The following is a 22432-nucleotide window of genomic DNA, read 5'->3' on the forward strand; positions in this document are numbered from 1 at the left end:
GCTCTCTGCCTTGCTGGATTATTTAAGCTTGAGAGCGGCACTACTATTGATAGAAAGCCGCCGACCCATAGAATTCAAGTAGGGCGTAATTTTCCTCTTTTCCACGAAGCTGGCGGATCAGATCAAACTCCCCTCCGATTTTAGACGCAAGGTCTTCTGCAATCTCTGGTGTAGACTTCCGGATCGAATTAATCGCTATTTTATAGGCATCGAAAAACGGGGCTCCAGCCGCTAAGTTGAAGGCGAGGTAGGATCCGAACGCTGCAGCGGGGTATCCCATAACGGGCCACAAGTGGGAAATTGTCGCTTGGTCGGCGCTCGCGATGCCTGGCGCTATTCCTATTTTAGGAAGCAGGCCTCGTTCTTCAAAGCGCGCTCCATCGCAGATGTTAAGAAATGTCAGCCGCCGTTTTTCAAGGACAGGAGCTTTCTCCCATAGATCTTCAAGCGAAACGGATAATTCATGACCGATATGCATCTTCATATACTTGGGTGACCAGTGATCAAATTCACCGTGAGATGCTACCCAAATGATATCGTAAACAGGGTCTTGATAAGCTTCGAGGAACCTTTGTTGTGTGGCTTCGGTGAAGGTTACAACATCAACTGCAGCCCCAGCAGATTCGAAAACGTGCCTGATTACATCCGTTTCCAATTCCTCTGTCAGACTCCCTCCGCCACACCAAATTAAAATGCGCTGCGGTTTTCGGTCAGGCTTAGGGATAGATAATGAGGAGGATATCGGCCATGTCTCCCCCCAAACTTTCAGCTGAATTGATTGAATTGGGGTGCATTCAGTGTCAATAATTAATTGGCTTGAGGGTTTGGAGTGAAAGGGGAACGGGGTAAAGCAGTACCCGTTGGTAAGAGCTAACTCATAATCTTCAGAGCAGCCGTATTTAGGTATTCCTATCCGAGTCGGTATGGTTACACCGGAGTTGTCAGAATAAGCTAGAGTCTTTGCTACACCTAAGAACTCATTACTAGCAGGAACCAGTTGTTCTAAAATAGCCTGAGAGTCGCGCTCGATGAATGTGCGTTCTTTGCCAAGGATGGCCAAGTAACCATGCTCACCGAATGGAATTGATATGCACAAATCTTCAGCGGAGACATTCATGCCGGGTGTTAGCAACTGGTGCCAAAGCAGTAAGCCTTGTAAGGCTAAGCAGGAGTCGCCGGCGCTGAGGGCTTTGACAACAAAGGGTTGAATCGAACCGCTTCGGAATGCAGCGTCGCGGAAAAACGTTATTCCATCTAGTTTTGTCTTGTAAAAATTTTGAACGCGATCTATTTGACTGAGAAGCGCTGTCGGATCTTCATTTTCACCTCCTGCATAAATGGTCGAAAGTAATTGCAATTTATGCGGCTCAGCAAGTATCTTGTTGAACTTGTCGAGTGTTGTAATTGCCCATTCATGGGATGTCTTGCTTGAAAAGTTGCCTGCGATGGTGGTCAGGCTATAGAATAGAATAGATCGCGCCTTTTCAGAGAGGTTGTCTTTCTCAGTGATATCTTCCACGACTGGAATGAACACTTTAGCTAAGTTGGGCGCTTCTTTCGCAGCCCAGCACGCCAAGTGGCTCCCGAGATATGCTTCATCGGCGAAGATGTGCTCCGCAGGCAAGCTCATAGAGGCTTCAAAAATCATCGTGGCGAAGGGCCAAAATTCATGTGCGATGTTATTCATAGCCGTACGCTCGCGAGCGTAGTAAAAGAATGCACCAAAAAATTTTACCATTACTGGTACGAAACCTGGCCAAGTTCTTATCGGCGGTGACGAACAAAACTCAAAAACTCTTCCTGTGTGCAAGGTTTTTGTGTGACTTTCATTGGTGTCTTCTGATAGCGCCCACCCAATCCAGCTCCCCATTTCTGTAAGCTCATAGACTGCATACGAGTCGTAAAGAGCCTGGGTTGCAAAAATTAATTGATAAAAGTATAACGGTAACTTTTCTTCTGCGGGCGCGTTATTTTGCTGATCGATAATTATGGAAATAATTCTTTTGACTTCAGCAGGCGAGGATGAAGCTCGGCACGCGTCACGGAATACCTTGTCAAGGTGGCTATGAAAGTTTTCGATTTCCTGCTCAAGGTTCAATGCTTTAATTCCTTTTGGTGTGTGTTGGTTAGTTTTTTTTGATCTCTGACTTCAGGCTGCCCATCCAAGACAAGAGTCCTAGGGATTCTCCGAACAAGTCAGCACAGACCACGCGACTGTGCTGAAATAACCTTCCGTTCAGCTACCGCAGCAAGCCTTGCCCATGAGCCAGATGAGCTTCTCCGATTTCTAATATGCAGGTAAGCGCAAGCAAAGCACTGCGAACAGGAACTGGGGTAGGGTGCTTTGGCCTCAGAGGGGTTGAAGAGTTTGCGGTTCACCCTTTGCTGGCAAGCCCGTAAATCTCCCCGCTAAGCTTATTGACCAGTTCGGTGGTCGATTCGTCGGTGCTTTCGCTGATAGTCAACGTCAATAGCGTCAGCGGGCTGGGGCATAGGCGGTCACTCAACTGTTGCAGCTTGTCCGAGGTGATGCTCGACTTACCAGCCTCCAGCTTTGAGAGGTAGGTGCGTCTTGTCGTGTCTGCGAACTCGCGCTGGGAAATATTTCGTTTGGCGCGTAGGACTGTTGCGAATGAAGCCTTGAGTGTCATGAGGCCATCCCGCTCATTTCATCATCAGTTCGCATGCCTGGTTATACTCCTTGCTGTGTAGTAGCCCTTGCGTCCTAGCGCGCGAGCTTATCGTGACGGTTCCTACTGTCGTTTGGGAGTCTACCACTACAGTTTTCATCCAGATGGCATCCTGCATCGCCATAGAGAAACCACGACGATTCAGGTTTTCTCAAGGACGTCGGTCGATTGGGATTGAGCTGCCAAGCTGCCGAAGGAGTTACTGGCGTCTACATACTTCAACGCAGATTTCATGTCTCGCCACCCCACATAGGTCATCAAACCTTTGATGTCCCATCCGTTAGCCGACGCCCACGTTGCAAAGCCTCTTCGCATCGAGTGACTGCTGTACGCCGCGGCTGGAATGCCCGCAGCCTCTAGAATCCGGCGCAGCAGGGGAATCAAGCTACTGGCCCTGAAGCCACTGTCGGAAAGATTACCCCAGCGATCGAGCTTGCGGAATATCGGCCCGTCCGCGATACCTGCCAGGCTGATCCAGTTGATGTAGGCCTCGACCGGGCAAAGTTGCTTGAGGGCGGGGGTGTAGAAGGTGCTGCCCTGGTAGTCGCGGTCGGCCTTGGAGTAGGGCAGATAGAAGGTGATGCCAACACCGGCTTCCGCCTGAGTCGTCTCAACACGGAGTCGCGCCAGTTCATCGCTTCGAAATCCGCGCCAGAAGCCAATTAGCAACAGGGCGGAATCGCGGCGGTACCGCATCAAGCTCTGGTAATCACCAGCCTCAATGGCCTGTGCGGCTTTAATGTCCAGCCACGCCACCACCTTCTGCAGATGACGCAACTGAAGGGGCGCAGCTTGCTTCTGCTGTGCAGGGTGAACTGCGCGAATGCCTTTAAGCATCTGCCGCACCTGAGGAGCCTTCGTCGGATCAGGGAAACCCTGGCTAATGTGCCATTGTGCCAGCGCAGCAAGCCGTTGCCTGAGCGTGCTAAGAGCGAGGGTTTCAGCATACTCGGCCAAGTAGCGAACGATCCCCTCCGCTGTCGCTGGCAGGTACCCACCCCACGTGACTTCGAAGTGCTCGATCGCCGCGCGGTAGCTCTTACGTGTGTTTTCTCGCGTTCCCGCCGTCAGGTACCGCTGAGCCTTGTCCATCTCCCGTTCCTGCCATTCATACAGACTAGAGGGCGATTTTCACCCATTTTGCCGCCTAAGAACACATAACTCTCCATTATTTACTCTTGGATTTCGGGGTATTTATTGGTCATAAAATCATCTACAATGTCACGTATGAACGTGTTATGTAACACATTACGAAATCGTAGGAGAGGTCATGGCTCGCGGCGGCATTAACAAGGCTTTGGTGCAGAAGGCACGCGCGGCGCTGATCGCCCGCGGCGTCAATCCAAGCATTGACGCGGTGCGAATCGAGCTAGGAAATACGGGATCCAAGACCACAATTTCGCGGTATATGCAGGAGTTGGAGTCGGCAGACGTGCGCCCGCAGGCCCATCCGGATCGACTGAGTGATGAGCTGACAGCGATGGTCGGCCAGCTTTTGAAGCGTGTTTTGGAGGAGGGCAACGAAGCCCTGGCGCAGGAGCGAGTCAGCCACGAGCAGAGCGTCGCAGCCCTGAGTCAGCGCATCAGCGACCTAGATGCAGAACTCAAAAACAGCAAACAAATCACCGCGAGCCGTGATGCGGCATTGATCGCCCAAGCCGAAGAGCTGCGAACATGCCAATCCTCTTTGCAGGCCGAGATAACCCGGAACGCGCGCCTCAGCCAAAGCTGTGCAGACCTGGAACTGCGAATGCAAGAGAAGGATGGGCATGTGCGCTCGCTAGAGGAGAAGCACACGCATGCCCGGGATGCGCTGGAGCACTACCGCACCGCCATCAAGGAGCAGCGAGAACAAGATCAGCGCCGCCATGAGACCCAGCTTCAGCAAGTCCAGCAGGAACTCCTGCAACTACAACAGGCCCTGATGGTTCGCCAGGATGAATTGACGCGCCTAAATCGTGACAACGAGCGCCTGCTGAGTGAAGCGCGCCAGCACAGCAAGCTTGCTCACCAGAATCAGGATTCGATGAAGCGACTAGAGGGGGATCTGGGGCTCGCAAACATGGCCACAGCCAGGGCTGAAGGCGCTAAAGAGATGCTCCAGGAGCAATTGGTGACCGTGAAAAATACCAACGAGGGGCTCTCGTCTGAAATTTCCTCGCTACGAGCCAATGTCGTGAAACTTAGCCAGGAGCTGGCTGATACAGCCAAAGCACTGAAGATTTGCCGCGGTGAACAGCCTGATATGACTGGCGAATCATGACCACAGGGGGGGCCGGTGAAGGACTTGCCGTGACGCCGCGAGGCACGATCAAACTTTACGTAATTCGGGCGCCGCTTCGGTTAGGCCTTGCTGCCTTTTCAATCGCTCAACAACTGCAAACACGTTGTCTGCCGGATCGGGTCGTGCACTCTCGTAGCCATTGCGCGCCAGGGTGGCGAAAGCTTCCTCTACAGCCTTTTCCTTTGGGTTTCGGTCGATGAAAGATTTCACGGCGGACGCATCCACAGAAAGAATATGGACAGATAGCTGAGCACATCCTGGCCGGTTAGGAAAGGCGCCCAGAGAGTCTCGCCTTTGCTTATGGTGCCAGGGGAGGTCGGCCGGAGCGTTTCGACCAACCTCCACTCCAGGGGAGTTGCCGATCAGACTGGCTTCGCATCCAGTGGCGGATTTCGAAGCGCATCCAACGTAATGGTGTCGCCGAAGACACCCAAATCCGCAGGAGGCACGTCTCGCATGACGATGTAGACGGGCACTAGATCGTTTTCGGGCAGCCCTGCATGCCTGCGGATGGCATCCGTAAACTGAGCAAAGAGCTCTTTTTTGGCCTGGACATCGAAACCACCTTGGAACGCATTAACTTCAAGCGAAATGACCTTTGTTCCAGTCGATTTTCCGCCATGGTAAACGTGCGACCGATCGTGATCACGGAAGTAGATCCAGGTGGTGCTCTTTACAAACGGGGTATTTGGCAGTTTTTCGCAAGCCAGTGCGATGTCAGTGAGTTCGTCAGCTAGCAAGTCGCGCGCCGAGTCTGTGAAGGTGCCTTGCGGGCTGTAAACGTAGATGAGCGGCATGATCCGTCCTGCTTAATCAAACTTGGTGATGACGACAAAGCCTTTGGTATCAAACGTAGGCATGCGCTCAATGACTGATTGCACCTGGTCGAGAGAGACCTGCTCGGTAACATGTTGTGCCGGGTTCAGCCGTCCAGCTGCAATCATGGACAGAAGCTTTTTGTACTCAGGATGTGGGTTGCCGAGGCTGCCGATGATCGACCATTCGTTGAACACCAGCTTGTCGACTGGCATATCCAGCTGGCCTTTGTCCTCTTGGCTGGTGAGGCCGACGGTGCACATCCGGCCGCCTTTCTGAAGCACCTCCAGAGCGGTCAGGGTTGCGTTGCTGATACCGACTGCATCGATGGATGCATTGACCCCTCGACCACCATTCACTTCACGAACTTTTTCGGCCACTTCTTCCGGCGTCAGGCCTGCCGAGCAGATAGTGCCGACTGGCTTAGGGGCGTACGCGCTTGCAGATGTGAGCAGCGGCACCGTTGCCTGCCACGGGAGTATGCCTAGGCCAAACAATGGCCACGTGTGTGACGCCGGCCTGTTTTGCCTGGAAGATTGGCATTTTGGTAGCACCCTGTCTGGGACGTTCAGCGTTTTCGACCCCAGCGGTTCTGTGATCTTAGCTAAAGAGCTGACGGCAAATATTCTCACCAGCGGTATTTCTAGGCATGGGAAATACGCATTCTGCGCCACAGCCAACAGCCCAACCGATCATGGTAACAAGGTGTTCCTGTTTGACCTGGTCAATCGGGTCGAAATGTACAGCGTCACGCCTAAGGCCGGATGGCCTGATAGCTATGAAGTGGACGAGAGTACAGGGGAGCTCATGGCGTTGTTCAAAGACATGGGGAGCTTCCGGTATAACGTTCACGGCCAATTCATCGATGCTGATCCGCTAGGCGATGCCAAACTCAACTCCTCCCGTTACGACCGCATCATCCTCGCCGCAGAGAAGATTTTAGGGGAGGGCGACCTGACAGACGAGCGCACGCTGGAAGTCCTGACCGCTGTACAGCGTGCCCGTACACTCGGCGCAGATGAAAACCCTGCCTGGAGGCCCACAGCGCTCAAAGTCCAGGGGCTTGCGCACGAGCAGTTGGGCCAGCACCCTGAAGCAGCCCGGGTTTATGAGGAAGCGCTGGCTTTGAATCCAAAAATAGGCGTTAAGCGCAGGCTGGCTTTGGTGAGTAAGCTGATGAAGGCTGACACGAGGATGGAAGCCCGGAGGGCCAAGACCCAGACGCAGTCGGGGCTTGGTTCACGACAGCCGTGCCGCAGGCCGTGCCCAACCCACTGGAGCTTCTGCAGCTGAACTCAACGGCGATGCGCGACCGCGGCCAGAGCGACAGCCCACCTACATGCTTTCCCATCCACTGATCAGCCATCACCAATAGATGTAGTTGAACTCCCAGATGCAGAGCAACGCGCTTCGCCTGAGGCGAGTGTCGCCTACATACTGTAGATATATACAGTCTATTATTTCATCCCGCGAAATTGCACCTCAGTGACCTTTTCGCAGAGGATCTCCAGTCGTAATACGGCGATTTTCAAGGTAGTTGTCGCGTGAGCGTGTCACGCTGCCTTTGATGTTTGCTGCAGTACCGCTTCCCGCTCCGGGTTCAGGCACACGATTGGTGCCAGCACCCAGTTCCTGATGTTGCCGCTCCAGCGCTCCGGGTGCCGTGCACGCGCCGCCTCGTACAGCTCGATACGCTTGCGCAGCAACTCTTCTGCCTGGCCAGTATGTCGCTGCGCCGGGGTCACGAACTTCAGGGCGCTGTGGCGATGTTCATGGTTGTACCAGGCCACGAAGCTGTTCACCCAGTTCCTGGCCTGCTCCAGCGTGTCGAAGGGCCGCTCCGGCCACAGCGGGCAGTACTTCGCCGTGCGGAACAAGGCCTCGGCATAGGCGTTGTCATTGCTCACCCGCGGGCGGCTGAACGAGGGCATCACACCCAGGTTCTGCATGGCCGCCAGCATGGTCGAGCCCTTCATCGCGCTGCCGTTGTCCGAGTGCAGTACCAGCGGCTGGCCTGCCCGCTGTTCACGTAGGCAGGCCTGGCGTAGCAGCTGGGCGGCCTGCTCGGCGCTTTCACTTTCATGCACCTCGTTGGCCACCAGCTTCCGGCTGTAGACGTCCTTGATCATGTACCAGTAGAAGTAACGGCCCTTGACCGTGGTCGGCAGCCAGGTGATGTCCCAGCACCACAGCTGGTTCGGGCCGTCGGCCACATGGGTCGTCAGCGCTCGTTTCACCGGTGGGCGGCTACGGCCGCGCGGATGCTGCTGTTCGGCGTCCTTCAGCAACCGGTAAAAGGTCGACTCCGAGGCCAGCCAGGTGCCCTGATCGGCCAGCCGCGTCACGATCTGCTGCGGCGGCAGGCTGGCAAACTCGGGCTGGTTGGCGACCTCCAGCACGCGGCAGCGCTCTTGCGGGGTCAGCTTGTTGGCCGGCTCAGCTCGCTGTGCCGAAGGACGCCGATCCTCCGGGCAGTGCTGCCAGCGCTGCAGGCTGCGCAGCGACAGGCCCAGTTCGGCGCAGGCCTGCGCCCGCCGCGCTCCCGCCGCCACGGCGCCCTCGATCAACTGCAGCGTTTCACGGCGATCCGGGGCGCTGATCATTCGTCCTCGTCCTTCCCCCAGAGCGCCTCGGCTTTTTTTCGCAACACCAGCAGAGCTGCGGTTTCTGCCAGCGCCGCATCCTTGCGCCGCAGTTCACGCTCCAGCTGCTTGATGCGCTTCTTCGCGGCCTTTTCCTCTTCGCGTTCGCGCCGGGTCTTGCTCGGCTGAGCCAGGCTGTTGGCCTGCTCGCAGGCTTCGCGCCAGGCGTTGATCTGCTCGACATACAGGCCTTTGCGCCGGCAGTACTCCGCCAGCTCAGCCGCATTGAGGCTGGCGCTTTCCAGCACCACCCGAAACTTGTCCTGGCTCGACCACTGGTCGGCCTGCTGTCCATCTGCCGGCACCACTGCTCCCGCTGCTCTGGCCTGTTTGCGCCAAGCATACAGGGTGGCATCAGTAATGCCTGTCGCTTCCACCAGCTCCGGCACCGTCCGGTTCAAGGGCGGCATCATCTGCCGCACCACCCACTCCCGATGCTCTATCGAATAACGCGCCACACGGCTCTCACTTCCGCCCACCGACCAAGACTCATCGAATCAACTCACACGACAACTATCCTGACGCGGCGGGAATACCAATCGGTTAAAAACGGCTACAGGCCTTGTGGCGCTTTGCTTTGAGCCATTTTTGGATGGCTCCGAACTCAGAATGGCGGGATTTAAGCATCCCGAATTTAGGCTCTCGCGAGGTCTGGAACGATACTGTATATAAATACAGTTTAGTGGGTTTTCACTGACTGGCCGTTACCGGTTCAGCATAGCGGCTGGCACTGCGGCCGCGGCCAATGGTACGGTGACCGATCTACCAGTAGTGATTTGAGTGACCAGCTTGGGACATTTGGAGACCGGTTTATGAGAAGGAATGGACGCCGCCAACGTGCACGACGTGGCATCACACTGATGATTGCCAGGATTGAACGGCTGGAAAGGTTGGGCAGAGTAGCAAAGCAAAGCCTGCGGCAACGTCTTTGGGATGGCCTAGCGGTATTGCTTCGCGGCCTAACTGGAGCCAGGTCTGCTGAGTTTTCTTTTCCCGGCCGAAGTTTAAGAAATGGCCGCCATAAAATGCTCGATCTAGGATAGATCCTCGCGCCGACCCACTGTGCCGGAGGGTTCAGGCAGTAAAGATAGAATGATTCGGCATCTGATCCAACTAGATTAGCCGGACTTTTGCCAGCTATAAGCACCGACCACAGAGTCAATTTTTCGAATGCTCGAAGCTTAAGGTGATTAGGCCCCATGTTGATAAACGAATGGAACAGTGATGCGCCAGCCGAGCAGATATCCCCATTTGCCGCCGGATTAAATGAAGTTAATAAATAGGTTATTACCTTTATAGGAAGCGGGGCCGCAATCTCATTTTTCACGAGATACAAAGGGACTGGTGTGGCAGGTGTGCAAAGGCTTAGCCCAGCAGCCTCTTGGTAAAACTTATTGATAGCAGAGAAGTCTAATTTCTTGTTAGTTAGCCTTGATCTGTGCCGCTTGTTCCTATCAAAACCACTCTGCCAGGGACTTCCATGCGCTCGGCATCGTGCGCACCCCAAAAGAAAGGCTCTTAACATTTTAGTTGGAATCAAGCCACTTGAACCAAGCTTGGGGATATACGCTGCCGAGTAATTTCTGGCTCGGCAATGAAATAGCGGTCGAATTTCATCTGTTGTAGGGTAAGCCGGCAGCTTAGAAATGCTTCTCCAACGAAAAAAATACTCCATATAAGCCTCAGGAATCTCACCAGCAATAGATCCCTGACCCGTGTTGACTTTGAATCGACCATTGTCCCGATCTGATAAATCAAAGCAATCCCAGGTAAGGTAGTCAGCGCAATCTCTCAGGGGTATTTTGAGGTAAAATGAGGTGGCAAACAAAAGCAAGCCAAGCTCTAACCCCGCCTTTCCTTTAGTGTTTTCTTTAAATTCATCCAGATAATTGCGGCACCAAGACTCTGCTGAACTGCAGCAACATGTATTATTTCGTGGGATTTCAGAGCGGGGAAGAGGACAGTACACGAGACCAATAGACTCAGAACACAGAGCAAAAAATCTATTAATAACGCATCTGGTGTCAGGCGAACGTAAGGGGGCATTAAATGGGCGCCATTTCGGATTGGGCTTTAGAGCACCATCTTCTTTTATAAATCTCTTGACATGCTTGGATATCCATGACTCAGGAGGATTCTTGCAAAAGTTCAAGAAATCTAGGACGTCTTTGTTGTTCAGTTCTGCCAGGGATTTCCTTGCAACAATGAAGCTCCACAGTAAAAACTTTTCCAAAACCGAAATATTCCAGCGGGTATAATTTGGCGTAGCCCTTATAGCAATCGCGTAATCAGCCATCAGTGCTTGGCTTTCTTGAGCCCGCAAAGCCGGCGGAAGGCTTTCGATGTAAACGTTCACCAGCTTTTTTTCCGCGCAAGATCTTCCGCTCGCACCTTCGGCAGGCGAGTCGGGGTGCGTCAGCAAGGCATGAAATCTCAAACTCATAATTTGTAGTCCGAACACGGCCCAGCAATCGCGAAGGGAAATAGTCCCGAGTCTTAGATATCCCAGGGGCTGAAATTTAGACAGCACATGCCGCGAAAGCAAACATCAGGGCGCATCAGTCGATGCAGAGGGATTATTGTCCGATTAATTTTCAGCAAAAGGCCAGGCTATGGCACAGGCCCGCAATTTCGGCGCGAGAACAAATTGATAGAAAACAGGAATCTGCGTCAGCGCTGGGACTGGGTGAATTCTGTTTTCCAATTTACTTTCGCCACAGTACACACGAAAAAGAATTTCTCGTTGGCTGCAGATACGAGAAATCAATGGCTTGAGGCCGGTTGTTTCCGATTAAGCACTGAGCTGTAGGTAGCCACCGGATTGAGATAGTACGTCAGCTGTGAGACACAGCAGATTGATGTTCCTGGCTTTCCGGTTAACTCGCTCACGTTTCCACTTAATCAGTGAGGGTTACAGATAGCGTTAATTGATGCCGTGCTAAGAGTTGAGGACGCTGAGTGGAGTCGTCCCCTCAAATACACTATTTAACATAATATGCATTATGAGTAACCTCATATTTCAGTGCCGTACCGTGGACGGCCAGATGTTAAGCCAGCACAAGCTCCTCACTCATTCAAACCGTTGGCTTAATTGATCCAGGTTAAGGTTGGCTCACATTACCTTGAGTAAAATGCGAGCTCCGCACCCTCACGGGGAATCTGGCATGACGATCATCGTAACCGGCGCCGCGGGATTCATCGGCAGCAATCTCGTTCAGGCACTCAACCAACGCAACGAGACCAATATCATTGCCGTCGACGATCTGACCGATGGCGACAAGTTCAGCAACCTGGCCGACAGTGAAATTGCCGATTACCTGGACAAGGACGATTTTCTCGACCGGTTCGGTCGCGGCCAGTTTGGCAAGGTGCGCGCCGTTCTGCACCAGGGTGCGTGTTCAAGCACCGTCGAAGGCGACGGTCGTTTCATGATGGACAACAACTACCGGTTCAGCCGTGAGTTGCTGACGTCTGCACAGCACCAGGAAATCCCGCTGCTATATGCATCATCGGCCGCCGTATACGGCGCAGGACGCATCTTTAGCGAACAGCGTGAGTGTGAACGCCCGCTGAACGTCTATGGCTATTCCAAGTTTCTGTTCGATCAACAGGTGCGCCGGCAACTGACGGCGGCTCGCAGCCAGGTCGTCGGCTTGCGTTATTTCAATGTCTACGGGCCCCATGAGCAGCATAAAGGCCCGATGGCCTCAGTGGCCTTACACTGCTTCAATCAGTACCAGGCTCGCGGAAAAGTCAGCTTGTTCGGTAGCTATGGGGACTTCCCCAGCGGTGGCCATCTGCGGGATTTCGTCTCTGTTGAGGATGTGGTCAAGGTCAATATGTTCTTCCTTGAGCGACCACAACTCAGTGGCATATTCAATGTTGGCAGTGGTCGTGCCCAGCCATTCAACGACGTTGCTCTGGCTGTGATCAATCGGCTGCGCGAACGGCAAGACCTACCCCCTTTGTCGCTTGATATGGCCTTGCTTGAGGGGGTGCTGGAGTACAGCGAATTTCCTGATCATTTGCGTGGCAAATACCAGTGCTACACCTGTGCCGACCTGGAGCGCTTGCGCGCTGCTGGTTACAAGGCGCCTACATTGACAGTCCAGCAAGGCGTGGCCCGCTACTGTGACTGGTTGCAGGGTAACCAAAGCCCGCCGCCCGCTCCTTTCAAGCAAGCGGCGGCAGCTTGATGTTGCGTATTTGTGTGGTTGGCAGATGCTTTTACCTGCTTTGGTGCGATTTATTGGTGAATTATTGACGATAACTACACTAAATAGTCATTTAGCGTAGTTATATAAAAGGTCAGGTTAATGCCTGCACTTTTTCTTCAGGCCAACCCACCAAAACGCTTGTAGAAGCTCTCGTTCACATCCGGCAATGGTCCGTCTGCGGTTTCCAGCGCAGCGTTCAACCATTCCTCTGCCTTGGCAAACACCAGCCGATAGAGATTGCGGCACAGTTGTCGCGCAGCCCTTCCCTCCCAGTCCCCTGGCAGCAGCTCGTCCGGTAGTTGCGGGTCGCGCAGCAGCAGGCGGCGGTACTCGTGTATCAGCAGTGTGCGTGCAAGGAAGCAATCTTGCGCATCCAGCAGTTGTTGCTCTTTCAAACCTTGCCACAGCGGCCTGAACAGCTGGATGAACTCGCTGTACTGCTCCCCCAGCTCCTCGATACGCCAGCTTTCTCGCACTTGAGCGCGCATGGCCTTGGACGCGAGAACCTCCTGGGTGTGGGTTTCGAAGACGATGCTGTCGTCACTGGCTTCAAGGTCGCGCAACGTGGCAGCCAGGTCGGCACGGTCAGCCCTTGGGCAGCCCAGCAGGTTCGGAGCCATGACGCCGAACCCCTGCCATTCCAACTCTTCACGCAACGCCTTGCGCTTGCCAGCCTCGAGTTGTGACAGTAACACCAGCGTCCAGGCGCCGTCCCAAGCGGGTTGGCTCTGGCTGTAGACGCGTTTGAAGGCTTTTTCGAAACGTCGGCGGCCAGTGCCCGTCAAGCTGTAGTAACTGCGCCGGCCAACCTTTTCAGCGGTAAGCCAACCTTCTTTGGTCAGGCGAAAGATCGATGTGCGGATCAGCCGTTCATTGATGCCGATCGGCTCCAGCAGATTGATCAGGCTACCTAGCCAGACTGTCCCGCCGTGGGGCTCGATGGCATCGCCGTACAACGTGATGATCAGAGAGCTGGCGCGAATCGGCGTCTGCTCCTGAAAGCGGGTAATCAAATTGTTCAGTGGGGCAAGATTGCTCATGGGCGAACTGTGCGCGGAGAAAGCACCGACTATACCTGTGCGGCGGGCCGCCTGGCCATGGCGTGTCACTGCCAGGTTCATGCGCTTGCCTGGCCCTTGGGCCTGACACCGGAGTCTTCCATGCGTGGGCGCCCCGGTTCTGCCTCGGCCAGCGGCGGGCATTCGACCATGCTGTTCATGCAACGCTGCGCCAGATGCTGGTACTGCGCGGTGCCGCGCTGCTTCCAGGCCAGCTCCTGATCGGTCAATGGGCGCTTGACCTGAGCCGGCGAACCCATCACCAGGCTCTGCACGGCACATTCGAAGCCGGCCTTGACGAACGCTGTGGCCGCAACGATGCAGCGTGGCGCTACGTGGGCGCCATCCATCACCACCGCGTTCATGCCGATCAAGGCGTCCTCACCCACGCGACATCCGTGCAGCACGGCACCATGGCCGACGTGCCCATTGCGCTCCACTACGGTGTCACCGCCTGGGAAGCCATGCATCACGCAGGTGTCCTGAAGGTTGGCGCCCTCCTCTAGCACGATGCGGCCAAAATCGCCCCTCAGCGACGCCAGAGGGCCTATGTAGCAACGAGGGCCAACGATGACGTCACCGATCAGGACCGCGCTGGGGTGCACGTAGGCTGTGGGATGAACCACGGGCGTCAGGCCGTCCAGTCGATAGCAAGGCATGGCAAAGCTCCTGAAATGATTTGAAATGCCATTCGATCTTGTATCACAAGACATTTCGTCGTCAACCGGGTAGATCGTGTATCGCTTCAGTCAGGCCAAGTAAGCTGAAAGAAAGTGGCAAATCGTCTGCCTAAATGCCTTGATCAAACGTTTCATCAAGAATTTATAAGGTCGATGATGCTGGCAAAAAATACAATAAAGGGATACGAGATGCATTTTTGAATGTTGCATTTATGTATCGCGTAATGCATATACTGGCCGCACCTGGTCGTGATCCCGCATCACGCCCCTGCAAACAATTCCAAGAAATGCCGGCCCCACGATGTGCCGTGCGTGCAGCCAGAGGAACCCGACATGCCGCGATATCTCGCTGTGCAGGCGCCCGAACACGGCGTTCAGCTCATTACCTTGCAACGGCCCGAGGCCTTGAATGCCCTGTGCACCGAGCTACTGGCAGAACTGGCTGCTGCGTTACAGGCAGCCGCTGGCGACGAACAGATCGGCGCTGTTGTGATTACCGGCAGCGCCAAGGCATTCGCTGCAGGTGCCGACATCCGGGAAATGGCCGAGCGTGACCTGGTCGGCATACTCAATGATCCGCGCGTAGCCCACTGGCAAAGCATCGCGGCATTCACCAAGCCACTGATTGCCGCTGTCAATGGTTACGCCTTGGGTGGCGGTTGCGAACTGGTGATGTGCGCCGACATCGTCATCGCTGGCACCGATGCCCGCTTCGGCCAGCCAGAAATCAACCTCGGCATCATTCCCGGTGCCGGCGGCACCCAGCGCCTGTTGCGTGCCGTCGGTAAGCCGCTGGCCATGCAGATGGTTCTGACCGGTGAAGCAATCACCGCTCGCCACGCCCAGCAGGCGGGCCTTGTCAGCGAAATTTCCCAGCCCGAACTTACCGTCGAGCGCGCCATGCAGGTCGCCCGCAGCATCGCTGCCAAGGCGCCGCTTGCCGTGCGCCTGGCCAAGGAGGCGCTCCTGAAGGCCGGTGATACCGACCTGGCCAGTGGCCTGCGCTTCGAACGCCATGCGTTCACCTTGCTGGCCGGTACCGCCGACCGGGACGAAGGCATCCGGGCCTTTCAGGAAAAGCGCCAGGCTCGTTTCCAGGGCCGCTAAACATCATTCCCTCGACTGACGGAGCGAGTCTGTCATGACTTTCCAGCACATCCTGTTTTCCATCGAGGACGGCGTTGCCCTCCTTTCATTGAACCGCCCCGAGCAACTGAACAGCTTTAACACCGCCATGCACATGGAAGTGCGCGAAGCACTCAAGCAAGTACGCCAGAGCAGTGAAGCGCGGGTGCTGTTGCTGACGGCTGAAGGCCGGGGCTTCTGCGCCGGCCAGGACCTGTCCGACCGCAACGTTGCCCCCGGCGCCGAAATACCGGACCTGGGCGAGTCGATCGACAAGTTCTACAACCCGCTGGTGCGCACCCTGCGCGACCTGCCGCTGCCAGTGATCTGTGCGGTCAACGGCGTGGCTGCCGGCGCTGGCGCAAATATCCCGCTGGCCTGCGATCTGGTGCTGGCCGCCCGCTCCGCCAGCTTCATCCAGGCCTTCTGCAAGATCGGCCTGGTGCCGGACTCTGGCGGCACCTGGCTGCTGCCGCGCCTGGTTGGCATGGCGCGGGCCAAGGCCCTGGCCATGCTGGGTGAGCGCCTTGGCGCCGAGCAGGCCCAGCAATGGGGGCTGATCCACCGGGTGGTGGATGATGCCGCACTGCGAGACGAAGCCCTCGCCCTCGCCCGCCAGCTCGCCACCCAGCCCACCTACGGCCTGGCCCTGATCAAGCGCAGCCTCAATGCCAGTTTCGATAATGGGTTTGACGAGCAGCTGGAGCTGGAGCGCGACCTGCAGCGCCTGGCCGGGCGCAGCGAGGACTACCGCGAAGGCGTGAGTGCCTTCATGAACAAGCGCACGCCAGTTTTCAAGGGGCGCTGAACATGAGCGCACTCGCAAGCAATGTGCAGGTGGCGGTGATCGGTGCCGGTGCCATGGGCGCCGGTATCGCCCAGGTGGCGGCCCAGGCCGGCCACCCAGTGAAGCTCTATGACAACCGCCCGGGGGCAGCTGCCCAGGCAGTGGCGGGTATTGATCGGCAGCTGGCCCGGCAAGTGGAAAAGGGCAAGCTGCAGGCCGTTGAACGGGAAGCGATCAGCGCCCGTCTGTGCCCGGTCGATACGCTCGAAGCTCTGGCCGATGCCGGCCTGGTGATTGAAGCCATCGTCGAAAACCTGCAGGTGAAACAGGCGCTGTTCAGTCAGCTCGAAACCCTGTGCGGCGCCGACTGCATTCTTGCCAGCAACACGTCGTCGCTGTCCATCACCAGCCTTGCTGCCGGTCTTGAGCGCCCGCAGCACGTGGTCGGCATGCACTTCTTCAACCCTGCTCCATTGATGGCGCTGGTCGAAGTGGTGTCTGGCCTGGCAACCGCCCCGACAGTTGCCGCATGCATCTATGCCACTGCCCAGGCCTGGGGCAAACAGCCGGTGCACACGCGCTCTACACCGGGGTTTATCGTCAACCGCGTGGCGCGGCCGTTTTATGCCGAAAGCCTGCGCCTGTTGCAAGAAGGTGCCGCCGATTGCGCCAGCCTCGATGCGCTGCTGCGCGAGGCCGGGGGCTTCCGCATGGGGGCGTTCGAACTCACCGACCTGATCGGCCACGACGTCAATTACGCTGTCACTTGCTCGGTTTTCGATGCGTTCTATGGTGATTTCCGCTTCCAGCCATCACTGGTGCAGAAAGAACTGGTGGACGCCGGTCGCCTTGGGCGCAAGACCGGCCAGGGCTTCTATAGCTATGCCGAGGGCGCCGAACGCCCCCAGCCTGCCGAACTGCACAGCCTCGCCATTGCAGGTGCCTGCGTTGTCGAGGGCTGCCTGGGCGTGATGCAACCGCTGGCCGAACGCCTGCGCCAAAGCGGCATTGCCGTGACCCAGCGCGCCGGCAGCGGCCTGATCCAGGTGGGCGATGCCACCCTGGCCCTGTCCGACGGCCGTTTGGCCAGCCAACGCGCCCGTGAAGACGGCCTGCGTAACCTGGTGCTGCTCGACCTGGCGCTGGACTACGGCAGCGCCACGCGTATCGCCATTAGCTGGTCGGCCGATACCAGCGAAAGTGCCCGCGACCAAGCCGTTGCCCTGCTGCAGCGCGCAGGCCTTAAAGTGACCGGCGTCGCCGACCTGCCAGGCCTGGTGGTACTGCGCACCGTCGCGATGCTCGCCAACGAAGCCGCCGATGCCGTGTTGCAGGGTGTCGGCAGCGCTGCCGACATCGACCTGGCCATGCGCGCCGGCGTCAATTACCCCTGCGGCCCTCTGGCCTGGGCCGCGAACATCGGTATTGGCCACACCCTGCGCGTACTGGACAACCTGCAACGCAGCTATGGCGAGAGTCGCTACCGCCCTTCCCTGCTGTTGCGCCGCTGCGAAGCCAAAGGAGGCACCCTGCATGACTGAAGTGGAACTGGCACAAGCCTGTGCCGACGCCATGTACGCCCGCGACCAGGCCACTCAGGGCCTGGGCATCAGCCTGTTGGATGCCGGGCCGGGCCGGGCCAGCCTGCGCATGCCGGTACGTGCCGACATGATTCAGGGCCATGGCACCTGTCATGGTGGCTTCCTGTTCGCCTTGGCCGATTCGGCGTTTGCCTTCGCCTGCAACAGCTACGACCAAGCCACCGTGGCGCTGGGCTGCAGCATCGACTACCTGGCCCCGGCATTGCGCGATGACGTGCTCACCGCTCACGCCAGCGAAGTCAGCCGCAAAGGCCGTACCGGCCTGTACGACGTGCGCATCGACAACCAGCGCGGTGAGCTGGTGGCGATGTTCCATGGCAAATCCTACAAAGTGCGCGGCACCGTGCTGGCGCAGGAGACGCAAGATGACTGAACCGACCCTCGCCGATGCCTTGATCATCGACGCCGTGCGCACCCCCATTGGCCGCTATGCCGGCGCCTTGAGCAGCGTTCGCGCCGACGACCTCGCGGCCGTCCCGCTCAAGGCGTTGATCCAGCGCCACCCCGAACTGGACTGGAAGGCCGTTGATGACGTGATCCTCGGGTGCGCCAACCAGGCAGGCGAAGACAACCGCAACGTGGCCCACATGGCCAGCCTGCTGGCCGGGCTACCGCTCGAAGTGCCGGGGACTACCATCAACCGCCTGTGCGGTTCTGGCCTGGATGCCATCGGCAATGCGGCCCGCGCCCTGCGCTGTGGTGAGGCCGGGCTGATGCTGGCTGGCGGCGTGGAGTCGATGTCGCGTGCGCCGTTTGTAATGGGCAAGTCGGAACAGGCATTCGGTCGCACGGCGGAACTGTTCGACACCACCATCGGCTGGCGTTTCGTCAACACACGGATGAAGGCCGCCTACGGTACCGATTCGATGCCGGAAACTGCCGAGAACGTGGCTGAGCAGTTTGGTATTTCCCGCGCCGACCAGGATGTTTTCGCCCTGCGCAGCCAGCACAAGGCTGCCGCAGCGCAGGCCCGAGGTCGCCTGGCCCGGGAAATCGTGCCGGTCGAGATTGCGCAGCGCAAAGGCCCGGCCAAAGTGGTCGAGCATGACGAGCACCCACGCGGCGACACGACGCTGGAGCAGTTGGCCAAGCTGGGTACTCCATTCCGAGAGGGGGGGAGCGTAACCGCCGGCAATGCCTCAGGGGTCAATGACGGCGCCTGCGCCCTGCTACTGGCCAGCAGCGACGCTGCCCGCCTGCATGGTCTGAAAGCGCGCGGTCGCATCCTCGGCATGGCCGTGGCCGGGGTTGAGCCGCGGCTGATGGGCATCGGCCCGGTGCCGGCAACCCGCAAGGTACTTGAAATGACTGGGTTGTCGCTGGCTGACCTGGATGTCATCGAGCTCAACGAGGCCTTCGCCGCACAAGGTCTGGCCGTGTTGCGCGAGCTAGGCCTCACTGACGACGACGCGCGGGTCAACCGCAACGGTGGCGCGATTGCCCTGGGCCATCCGCTGGGCATGAGCGGTGCGCGGCTGGTGACCACGGCGCTGCACGAGCTGGAAGAGACGGGCGGTCGTTACGCCTTGTGCACCATGTGCATCGGCGTTGGCCAGGGCATTGCCATGGTCATCGAGCGCCTCTGAGCGGTTCACACCATCCGCCTGTTACCGAACTGAACGCAGCCGTATATGCTGCCTCCATGACACTCACCGCGCGGCCTGCAACCGCAGGCGCGCGGCGTACAAGAACAATTCGAGTGAAGCCATGAATATGTACCATGATGCCGATCGTGCCCTGCTGGACCCGATGGAAACCGCCAGCGTCGACGCCCTGCGCCAGCATCAGCTGGAGCGTTTGCGCTGGAGCCTGAAGCACGCCTATGACAACGTGCCGCTGTACCGTCAGCGCTTTGCCGAGTGCGGCGCCCACCCCGATGACCTCAAGTGCCTTGAAGATCTGGCGAAGTTCCCCTTCACCGGCAAGAACGACCTGCGCGACAACTACCCCTACGGCATGTTCGCAGTGCCGCAGGAAGACGTGGTGCGCTTGCATGCTTCCAGTGGCACCACTGGCAAGCCGACGGTGGTCGGCTACACCCAGAACGACATCGACACCTGGGCCAATGTGGTCGCCCGCTCGATCCGTGCCGGTGGCGGGCGCAAAGGCGACAAGGTGCATGTTTCCTACGGCTATGGCCTGTTCACCGGTGGGCTTGGTGCGCACTACGGCGCCGAGCGCCTGGGCTGTACAGTCATCCCCATGTCCGGCGGCCAGACCGAGAAGCAGGTGCAGCTGATTCGCGACTTCCAGCCCGATATCATCATGGTCACCCCATCCTACATGCTCAACCTGGCCGACGAGATCGAGCGCCAGGGCATCGACCCGCACGACCTCAAGCTGCGCCTGGGCATTTTCGGTGCCGAGCCCTGGACCGATGAACTGCGCCGCTCGATCGAGCAGCGTCTGGGTATCAACGCCCTCGATATCTATGGCTTGTCGGAGATCATGGGCCCAGGGGTGGCGATGGAATGCATCGAGACCAAGGACGGCCCGACCATCTGGGAAGACCACTTCTACCCCGAAATCATCGACCCAGTCACCGGCGAAGTGTTGCCGGACGGCCAGCTGGGCGAGCTGGTGTTTACCTCACTGAGCAAGGAAGCGCTGCCGATGGTGCGCTACCGCACCCGTGACCTTACCCGTCTGCTGCCCGGCACCGCCCGGCCCATGCGCAGAATCGGCAAGATCACCGGCCGCAGTGACGACATGCTGATCATTCGCGGGGTCAACGTGTTCCCCACGCAGATCGAGGAGCAGGTATTAAAAATAAAACAGCTTTCAGAGCTTTATGAGATTCATCTGTATCGCAATGGCAACCTGGACAGTGTCGAGGTGCATGTGGAGTTGCGTGCGGAGTGCCAGCACCTCGATGAAGGCCAGCGCAAGCTGGTTATCGGGGAATTGAGCAAACAGATCAAGACCTACATCGGCATCAGCACCCAGGTGCACCTGCAACCCTGCGGCACGCTCAAGCGCTCAGAAGGCAAGGCGTGCCACGTGTTCGACAAACGGTTGGCCAGCTGAGTCATTCGGCTGCCTTTTCGGCCCCGGCATGGTCCGGGGCTTTTTTTTGCCTGTTGGAGCGGCCTTGCGTCGCGATTGGCCTGCAAGGCAGCCCCCGTCGGTGGGCAATGTGATACACAAATCTTATTCGATACATATAAAACTGTTTGACGTTATGTTTTGTATCGCTTACAAATGACTCATGCCTCAGCAGGAGTCTGAACTCATGTACGCACAGCTAGTGGAAACCGGAGTCAAGCGCGTCAAATCGCTGGAAGAAATGTCCCCCGAGGAGCGCAACTTCCAGGAAAAGATCGACGCCGAAATCAAGATCGAAGCCAAGAACTGGATGCCCGAGGCCTACCGCCAAACCCTCATCCGGCAGATCTCCCAGCACGCCCACTCGGAAATCGTCGGCATGCTGCCCGAAGGCAACTGGGTCACCCGCGCCCCCAGCCTCAAGCGCAAGCTGCAGTTGATGGCCAAGATCCAGGACGAAGCCGGCCACGGCCTGTACCTGTACAGCGCCATGGAAACCCTGGGTGCCGACCGCGACGAAGAAGTGGCCAAGCTGCACAGCGGCAAGGCCAAGTATTCAAGCATCTTCAACTACCCCACCCTCAGCTGGGCCGACATGGGCGCAGTGGGCTGGCTGGTAGATGGCGCGGCCATCGTCAACCAGGTGGTGCTGCAACGCACCTCCTACGGCCCCTACTCCCGCGCCATGATCCGTATCTGCAAGGAAGAGAGCTTCCACCAGCGCCAGGGCTACGAAATGCTCCTGACCATGATGCGTCATGGCACCCAGGCCCAGAAGGACATGGTCCAGGACGCCATCAACCGCCTGTGGTGGCCTGCGCTGATGATGTTCGGCCCCAGCGACGAACACTCGCCCAACAGCGCCCAGTCGATGGCCTGGAAGATCAAGCGCCAGACCAACGACGAGCTGCGCCAGCGTTTCATCGACCAGACCGTGCCACAGCTCGAGCTACTTGGCTGCACTGCCCCGGACCCTGAGCTGAAGTGGAACGCCGAACGCGGCCATTACGACTTCGGCGAAATCCAGTGGGACGAATTCTACGAAGTGATCAAGGGCAATGGCCCGTGCAACCTGGAACGTGTCGCCACTCGGCGCAACGCCATCGAGAGCGGTGCCTGGGTACGCGAGGCCGCCGTGGCCTACGCGCGCAAGCAACAGAACAAGAACGCCGCCTGAGCGGCGATTGATGCGGAGATCGAAAATGTCTGTCTGGACCCTCTACGAAGTGTTCGTGCGCAGCAAGCACGGCCTTAACCACAAGCATGTCGGCAGCGTGCACGCTGCCGATGCCGCCATGGCCATCGAGAACGCCCGCGAGCTGTACACCCGCCGCAGCGAAGGCGTGAGCCTGTGGGTGGTGCCTTCGGCGCTGATCACCGCCTCCTCCCCCGACGAGAAAGACCCGCTGTTCGCCCCCTCGGACGATAAGGTCTATCGCCATGCCAGCTTCTATGAGCTGCCCGACGAAGTCGGACACATGTGAGGT

The 22432-nt window shown here is 57.6% G+C and carries 21 protein-coding genes; 11 read left to right on the forward strand and 10 right to left on the reverse strand.

Annotated elements, in window-relative coordinates:
• Window positions 1-43: 43 nt before the first annotated feature.
• The 3 genes from ACNQP3_RS13730 to ACNQP3_RS13740 all read right to left on the reverse strand — a co-directional run bounded on the left by ACNQP3_RS13730 (window position 44) and on the right by ACNQP3_RS13740 (window position 3782).
• Window positions 44-2098, reverse strand: coding sequence for a hypothetical protein (locus tag ACNQP3_RS13730; RefSeq protein WP_264317224.1), 2055 nt, complete (start codon window positions 2096-2098; stop codon window positions 44-46).
• Between the two features lie 277 nt (window positions 2099-2375).
• Window positions 2376-2651, reverse strand: coding sequence for a helix-turn-helix domain-containing protein (locus ACNQP3_RS13735; RefSeq protein WP_264317225.1), 276 nt, complete (start codon window positions 2649-2651; stop codon window positions 2376-2378).
• Window positions 2652-2831: 180 nt separating this feature from the next.
• On the reverse strand, window positions 2832-3782 hold the full coding sequence (locus ACNQP3_RS13740; protein ID WP_264317226.1) for a site-specific integrase: 951 nt from the start codon (window positions 3780-3782) through the stop codon (window positions 2832-2834).
• A 178-nt stretch (window positions 3783-3960) separates the two neighbouring features.
• On the opposite strand from ACNQP3_RS13740, the gene ACNQP3_RS13745 reads away from it, so the two are divergent.
• Complete coding sequence (locus tag ACNQP3_RS13745) at window positions 3961-4953, forward strand: DNA-binding protein (RefSeq protein WP_264317227.1); 993 nt, start codon at window positions 3961-3963, stop codon at window positions 4951-4953.
• Window positions 4954-5001: 48 nt separating this feature from the next.
• On the opposite strand, the gene ACNQP3_RS13750 is transcribed toward ACNQP3_RS13745, so the two are convergent.
• From ACNQP3_RS13750 to ACNQP3_RS13760, 3 genes are all read right to left on the reverse strand, one after another.
• Window positions 5002-5184, reverse strand: a complete 183-nt coding sequence (locus tag ACNQP3_RS13750) for a hypothetical protein (RefSeq protein WP_264317228.1) — start codon at window positions 5182-5184, stop codon at window positions 5002-5004.
• A gap of 152 nt (window positions 5185-5336) precedes the next feature.
• Entirely contained in the window at window positions 5337-5771 is a 435-nt protein-coding gene (locus ACNQP3_RS13755) for a tautomerase family protein (protein ID WP_264317229.1), read from the reverse strand.
• Window positions 5772-5783: 12 nt separating this feature from the next.
• Entirely contained in the window at window positions 5784-6251 is a 468-nt protein-coding gene (locus tag ACNQP3_RS13760; protein ID WP_264317230.1) for a zinc-binding dehydrogenase, read from the reverse strand.
• A 43-nt stretch (window positions 6252-6294) separates the two neighbouring features.
• Between ACNQP3_RS13760 and ACNQP3_RS13765 the strand changes: the two genes are divergently transcribed.
• A complete protein-coding gene (locus ACNQP3_RS13765) occupies window positions 6295-7083 on the forward strand; it encodes a tetratricopeptide repeat protein (protein WP_264317231.1) in 789 nt (262 codons plus the stop codon).
• A gap of 260 nt (window positions 7084-7343) precedes the next feature.
• On the opposite strand, the gene ACNQP3_RS13770 is transcribed toward ACNQP3_RS13765, so the two are convergent.
• Together ACNQP3_RS13770 and ACNQP3_RS13775 are read right to left on the reverse strand one after the other, a co-directional pair.
• Window positions 7344-8890, reverse strand: a protein-coding gene (locus ACNQP3_RS13770) for an IS3 family transposase (protein WP_264317232.1) whose coding sequence is annotated in 2 segments (ribosomal slippage) — window positions 7344-8404 and window positions 8404-8890 — 1548 coding nt in all. Because the reading frame shifts where the segments join, the coding sequence is not laid out codon by codon here.
• Between the two features lie 254 nt (window positions 8891-9144).
• On the reverse strand, window positions 9145-10788 hold the full coding sequence (locus ACNQP3_RS13775) for a hypothetical protein (RefSeq protein ID WP_264317233.1): 1644 nt from the start codon (window positions 10786-10788) through the stop codon (window positions 9145-9147).
• 808 nt (window positions 10789-11596) lie between these two features.
• On the opposite strand from ACNQP3_RS13775, the gene rfaD reads away from it, so the two are divergent.
• Window positions 11597-12628: an ADP-glyceromanno-heptose 6-epimerase gene (gene rfaD / locus ACNQP3_RS13780; RefSeq protein WP_012272249.1), complete on the forward strand. Its 1032-nt coding sequence runs from the start codon at window positions 11597-11599 to the stop codon at window positions 12626-12628.
• A 137-nt stretch (window positions 12629-12765) separates the two neighbouring features.
• Here the strand turns inward: rfaD and paaX are convergent, their stop codons facing one another.
• Both paaX and paaY read right to left on the reverse strand, forming a co-directional pair.
• Window positions 12766-13689 (reverse strand): phenylacetic acid degradation operon negative regulatory protein PaaX, encoded by a 924-nt coding sequence (gene paaX / locus ACNQP3_RS13785; protein ID WP_176729444.1) that lies wholly within the window; start codon window positions 13687-13689, stop codon window positions 12766-12768.
• 77 nt (window positions 13690-13766) lie between these two features.
• The gene (gene paaY / locus ACNQP3_RS13790) at window positions 13767-14366 is read right to left on the reverse strand and encodes a phenylacetic acid degradation protein PaaY (RefSeq protein WP_012272251.1); all 600 of its coding nucleotides are present in this window, start codon (window positions 14364-14366) and stop codon (window positions 13767-13769) included.
• Between the two features lie 354 nt (window positions 14367-14720).
• Here paaY and paaF point away from each other — a divergent pair, with 354 nt between their 5' ends.
• The 8 genes from paaF (at window position 14721) to paaB (ending at window position 22429) form a co-directional block, all read left to right on the forward strand.
• Window positions 14721-15494 (forward strand): 2,3-dehydroadipyl-CoA hydratase PaaF, encoded by a 774-nt coding sequence (gene paaF / locus ACNQP3_RS13795; RefSeq protein WP_060515272.1) that lies wholly within the window; start codon window positions 14721-14723, stop codon window positions 15492-15494.
• Between the two features lie 34 nt (window positions 15495-15528).
• On the forward strand, window positions 15529-16320 hold the full coding sequence (gene paaG / locus ACNQP3_RS13800; RefSeq protein WP_012272253.1) for a 2-(1,2-epoxy-1,2-dihydrophenyl)acetyl-CoA isomerase PaaG: 792 nt from the start codon (window positions 15529-15531) through the stop codon (window positions 16318-16320).
• A 2-nt stretch (window positions 16321-16322) separates the two neighbouring features.
• Window positions 16323-17840: a 3-hydroxyacyl-CoA dehydrogenase PaaH gene (gene paaH / locus ACNQP3_RS13805; protein ID WP_012272254.1), complete on the forward strand. Its 1518-nt coding sequence runs from the start codon at window positions 16323-16325 to the stop codon at window positions 17838-17840.
• On the forward strand, window positions 17833-18273 hold the full coding sequence (gene paaI, locus ACNQP3_RS13810; protein ID WP_012272255.1) for a hydroxyphenylacetyl-CoA thioesterase PaaI: 441 nt from the start codon (window positions 17833-17835) through the stop codon (window positions 18271-18273). The genes paaH and paaI overlap by 8 nt, the downstream gene beginning before the upstream one ends.
• Entirely contained in the window at window positions 18266-19486 is a 1221-nt protein-coding gene (gene pcaF / locus ACNQP3_RS13815; protein ID WP_060492379.1) for a 3-oxoadipyl-CoA thiolase, read from the forward strand. The genes paaI and pcaF overlap by 8 nt, the downstream gene beginning before the upstream one ends.
• A gap of 121 nt (window positions 19487-19607) precedes the next feature.
• A complete protein-coding gene (gene paaK, locus ACNQP3_RS13820) occupies window positions 19608-20927 on the forward strand; it encodes a phenylacetate--CoA ligase PaaK (protein ID WP_012272257.1) in 1320 nt (439 codons plus the stop codon).
• 205 nt (window positions 20928-21132) lie between these two features.
• A complete protein-coding gene (paaA, locus tag ACNQP3_RS13825) occupies window positions 21133-22122 on the forward strand; it encodes a 1,2-phenylacetyl-CoA epoxidase subunit PaaA (protein ID WP_060492378.1) in 990 nt (329 codons plus the stop codon).
• 25 nt (window positions 22123-22147) lie between these two features.
• The gene (gene paaB / locus ACNQP3_RS13830; protein WP_004374528.1) at window positions 22148-22429 is read left to right on the forward strand and encodes a 1,2-phenylacetyl-CoA epoxidase subunit PaaB; all 282 of its coding nucleotides are present in this window, start codon (window positions 22148-22150) and stop codon (window positions 22427-22429) included.
• Window positions 22430-22432: the final 3 nt, after the last annotated feature.

The organism is Pseudomonas sp. LFS074, assembly GCF_047978165.1.
Classification (GTDB): domain Bacteria; phylum Pseudomonadota; class Gammaproteobacteria; order Pseudomonadales; family Pseudomonadaceae; genus Aquipseudomonas; species Aquipseudomonas putida_P.

What these genes read in the sequence shown, in the direction of transcription:
- ACNQP3_RS13735 (WP_264317225.1), bottom strand. Translation starts at nt 2,651, where the DNA reads ATGACACTCAAGGCTTCATTCGCAACAGTCCTACGCGCCAAACGAAAT.
- ACNQP3_RS13740 (WP_264317226.1), bottom strand. Translation starts at nt 3,782, where the DNA reads ATGGACAAGGCTCAGCGGTACCTGACGGCGGGAACGCGAGAAAACACA.
- ACNQP3_RS13745 (WP_264317227.1), top strand. Translation starts at nt 3,961, where the DNA reads ATGGCTCGCGGCGGCATTAACAAGGCTTTGGTGCAGAAGGCACGCGCG.
- ACNQP3_RS13755 (WP_264317229.1), bottom strand. Translation starts at nt 5,771, where the DNA reads ATGCCGCTCATCTACGTTTACAGCCCGCAAGGCACCTTCACAGACTCG.
- rfaD (WP_012272249.1), top strand. Translation starts at nt 11,597, where the DNA reads ATGACGATCATCGTAACCGGCGCCGCGGGATTCATCGGCAGCAATCTC.
- paaX (WP_176729444.1), bottom strand. Translation starts at nt 13,689, where the DNA reads ATGAGCAATCTTGCCCCACTGAACAATTTGATTACCCGCTTTCAGGAG.
- paaY (WP_012272251.1), bottom strand. Translation starts at nt 14,366, where the DNA reads ATGCCTTGCTATCGACTGGACGGCCTGACGCCCGTGGTTCATCCCACA.
- paaF (WP_060515272.1), top strand. Translation starts at nt 14,721, where the DNA reads ATGCCGCGATATCTCGCTGTGCAGGCGCCCGAACACGGCGTTCAGCTC.
- paaG (WP_012272253.1), top strand. Translation starts at nt 15,529, where the DNA reads ATGACTTTCCAGCACATCCTGTTTTCCATCGAGGACGGCGTTGCCCTC.
- paaH (WP_012272254.1), top strand. Translation starts at nt 16,323, where the DNA reads ATGAGCGCACTCGCAAGCAATGTGCAGGTGGCGGTGATCGGTGCCGGT.
- paaI (WP_012272255.1), top strand. Translation starts at nt 17,833, where the DNA reads ATGACTGAAGTGGAACTGGCACAAGCCTGTGCCGACGCCATGTACGCC.
- pcaF (WP_060492379.1), top strand. Translation starts at nt 18,266, where the DNA reads ATGACTGAACCGACCCTCGCCGATGCCTTGATCATCGACGCCGTGCGC.
- paaK (WP_012272257.1), top strand. Translation starts at nt 19,608, where the DNA reads ATGAATATGTACCATGATGCCGATCGTGCCCTGCTGGACCCGATGGAA.
- paaA (WP_060492378.1), top strand. Translation starts at nt 21,133, where the DNA reads ATGTACGCACAGCTAGTGGAAACCGGAGTCAAGCGCGTCAAATCGCTG.
- paaB (WP_004374528.1), top strand. Translation starts at nt 22,148, where the DNA reads ATGTCTGTCTGGACCCTCTACGAAGTGTTCGTGCGCAGCAAGCACGGC.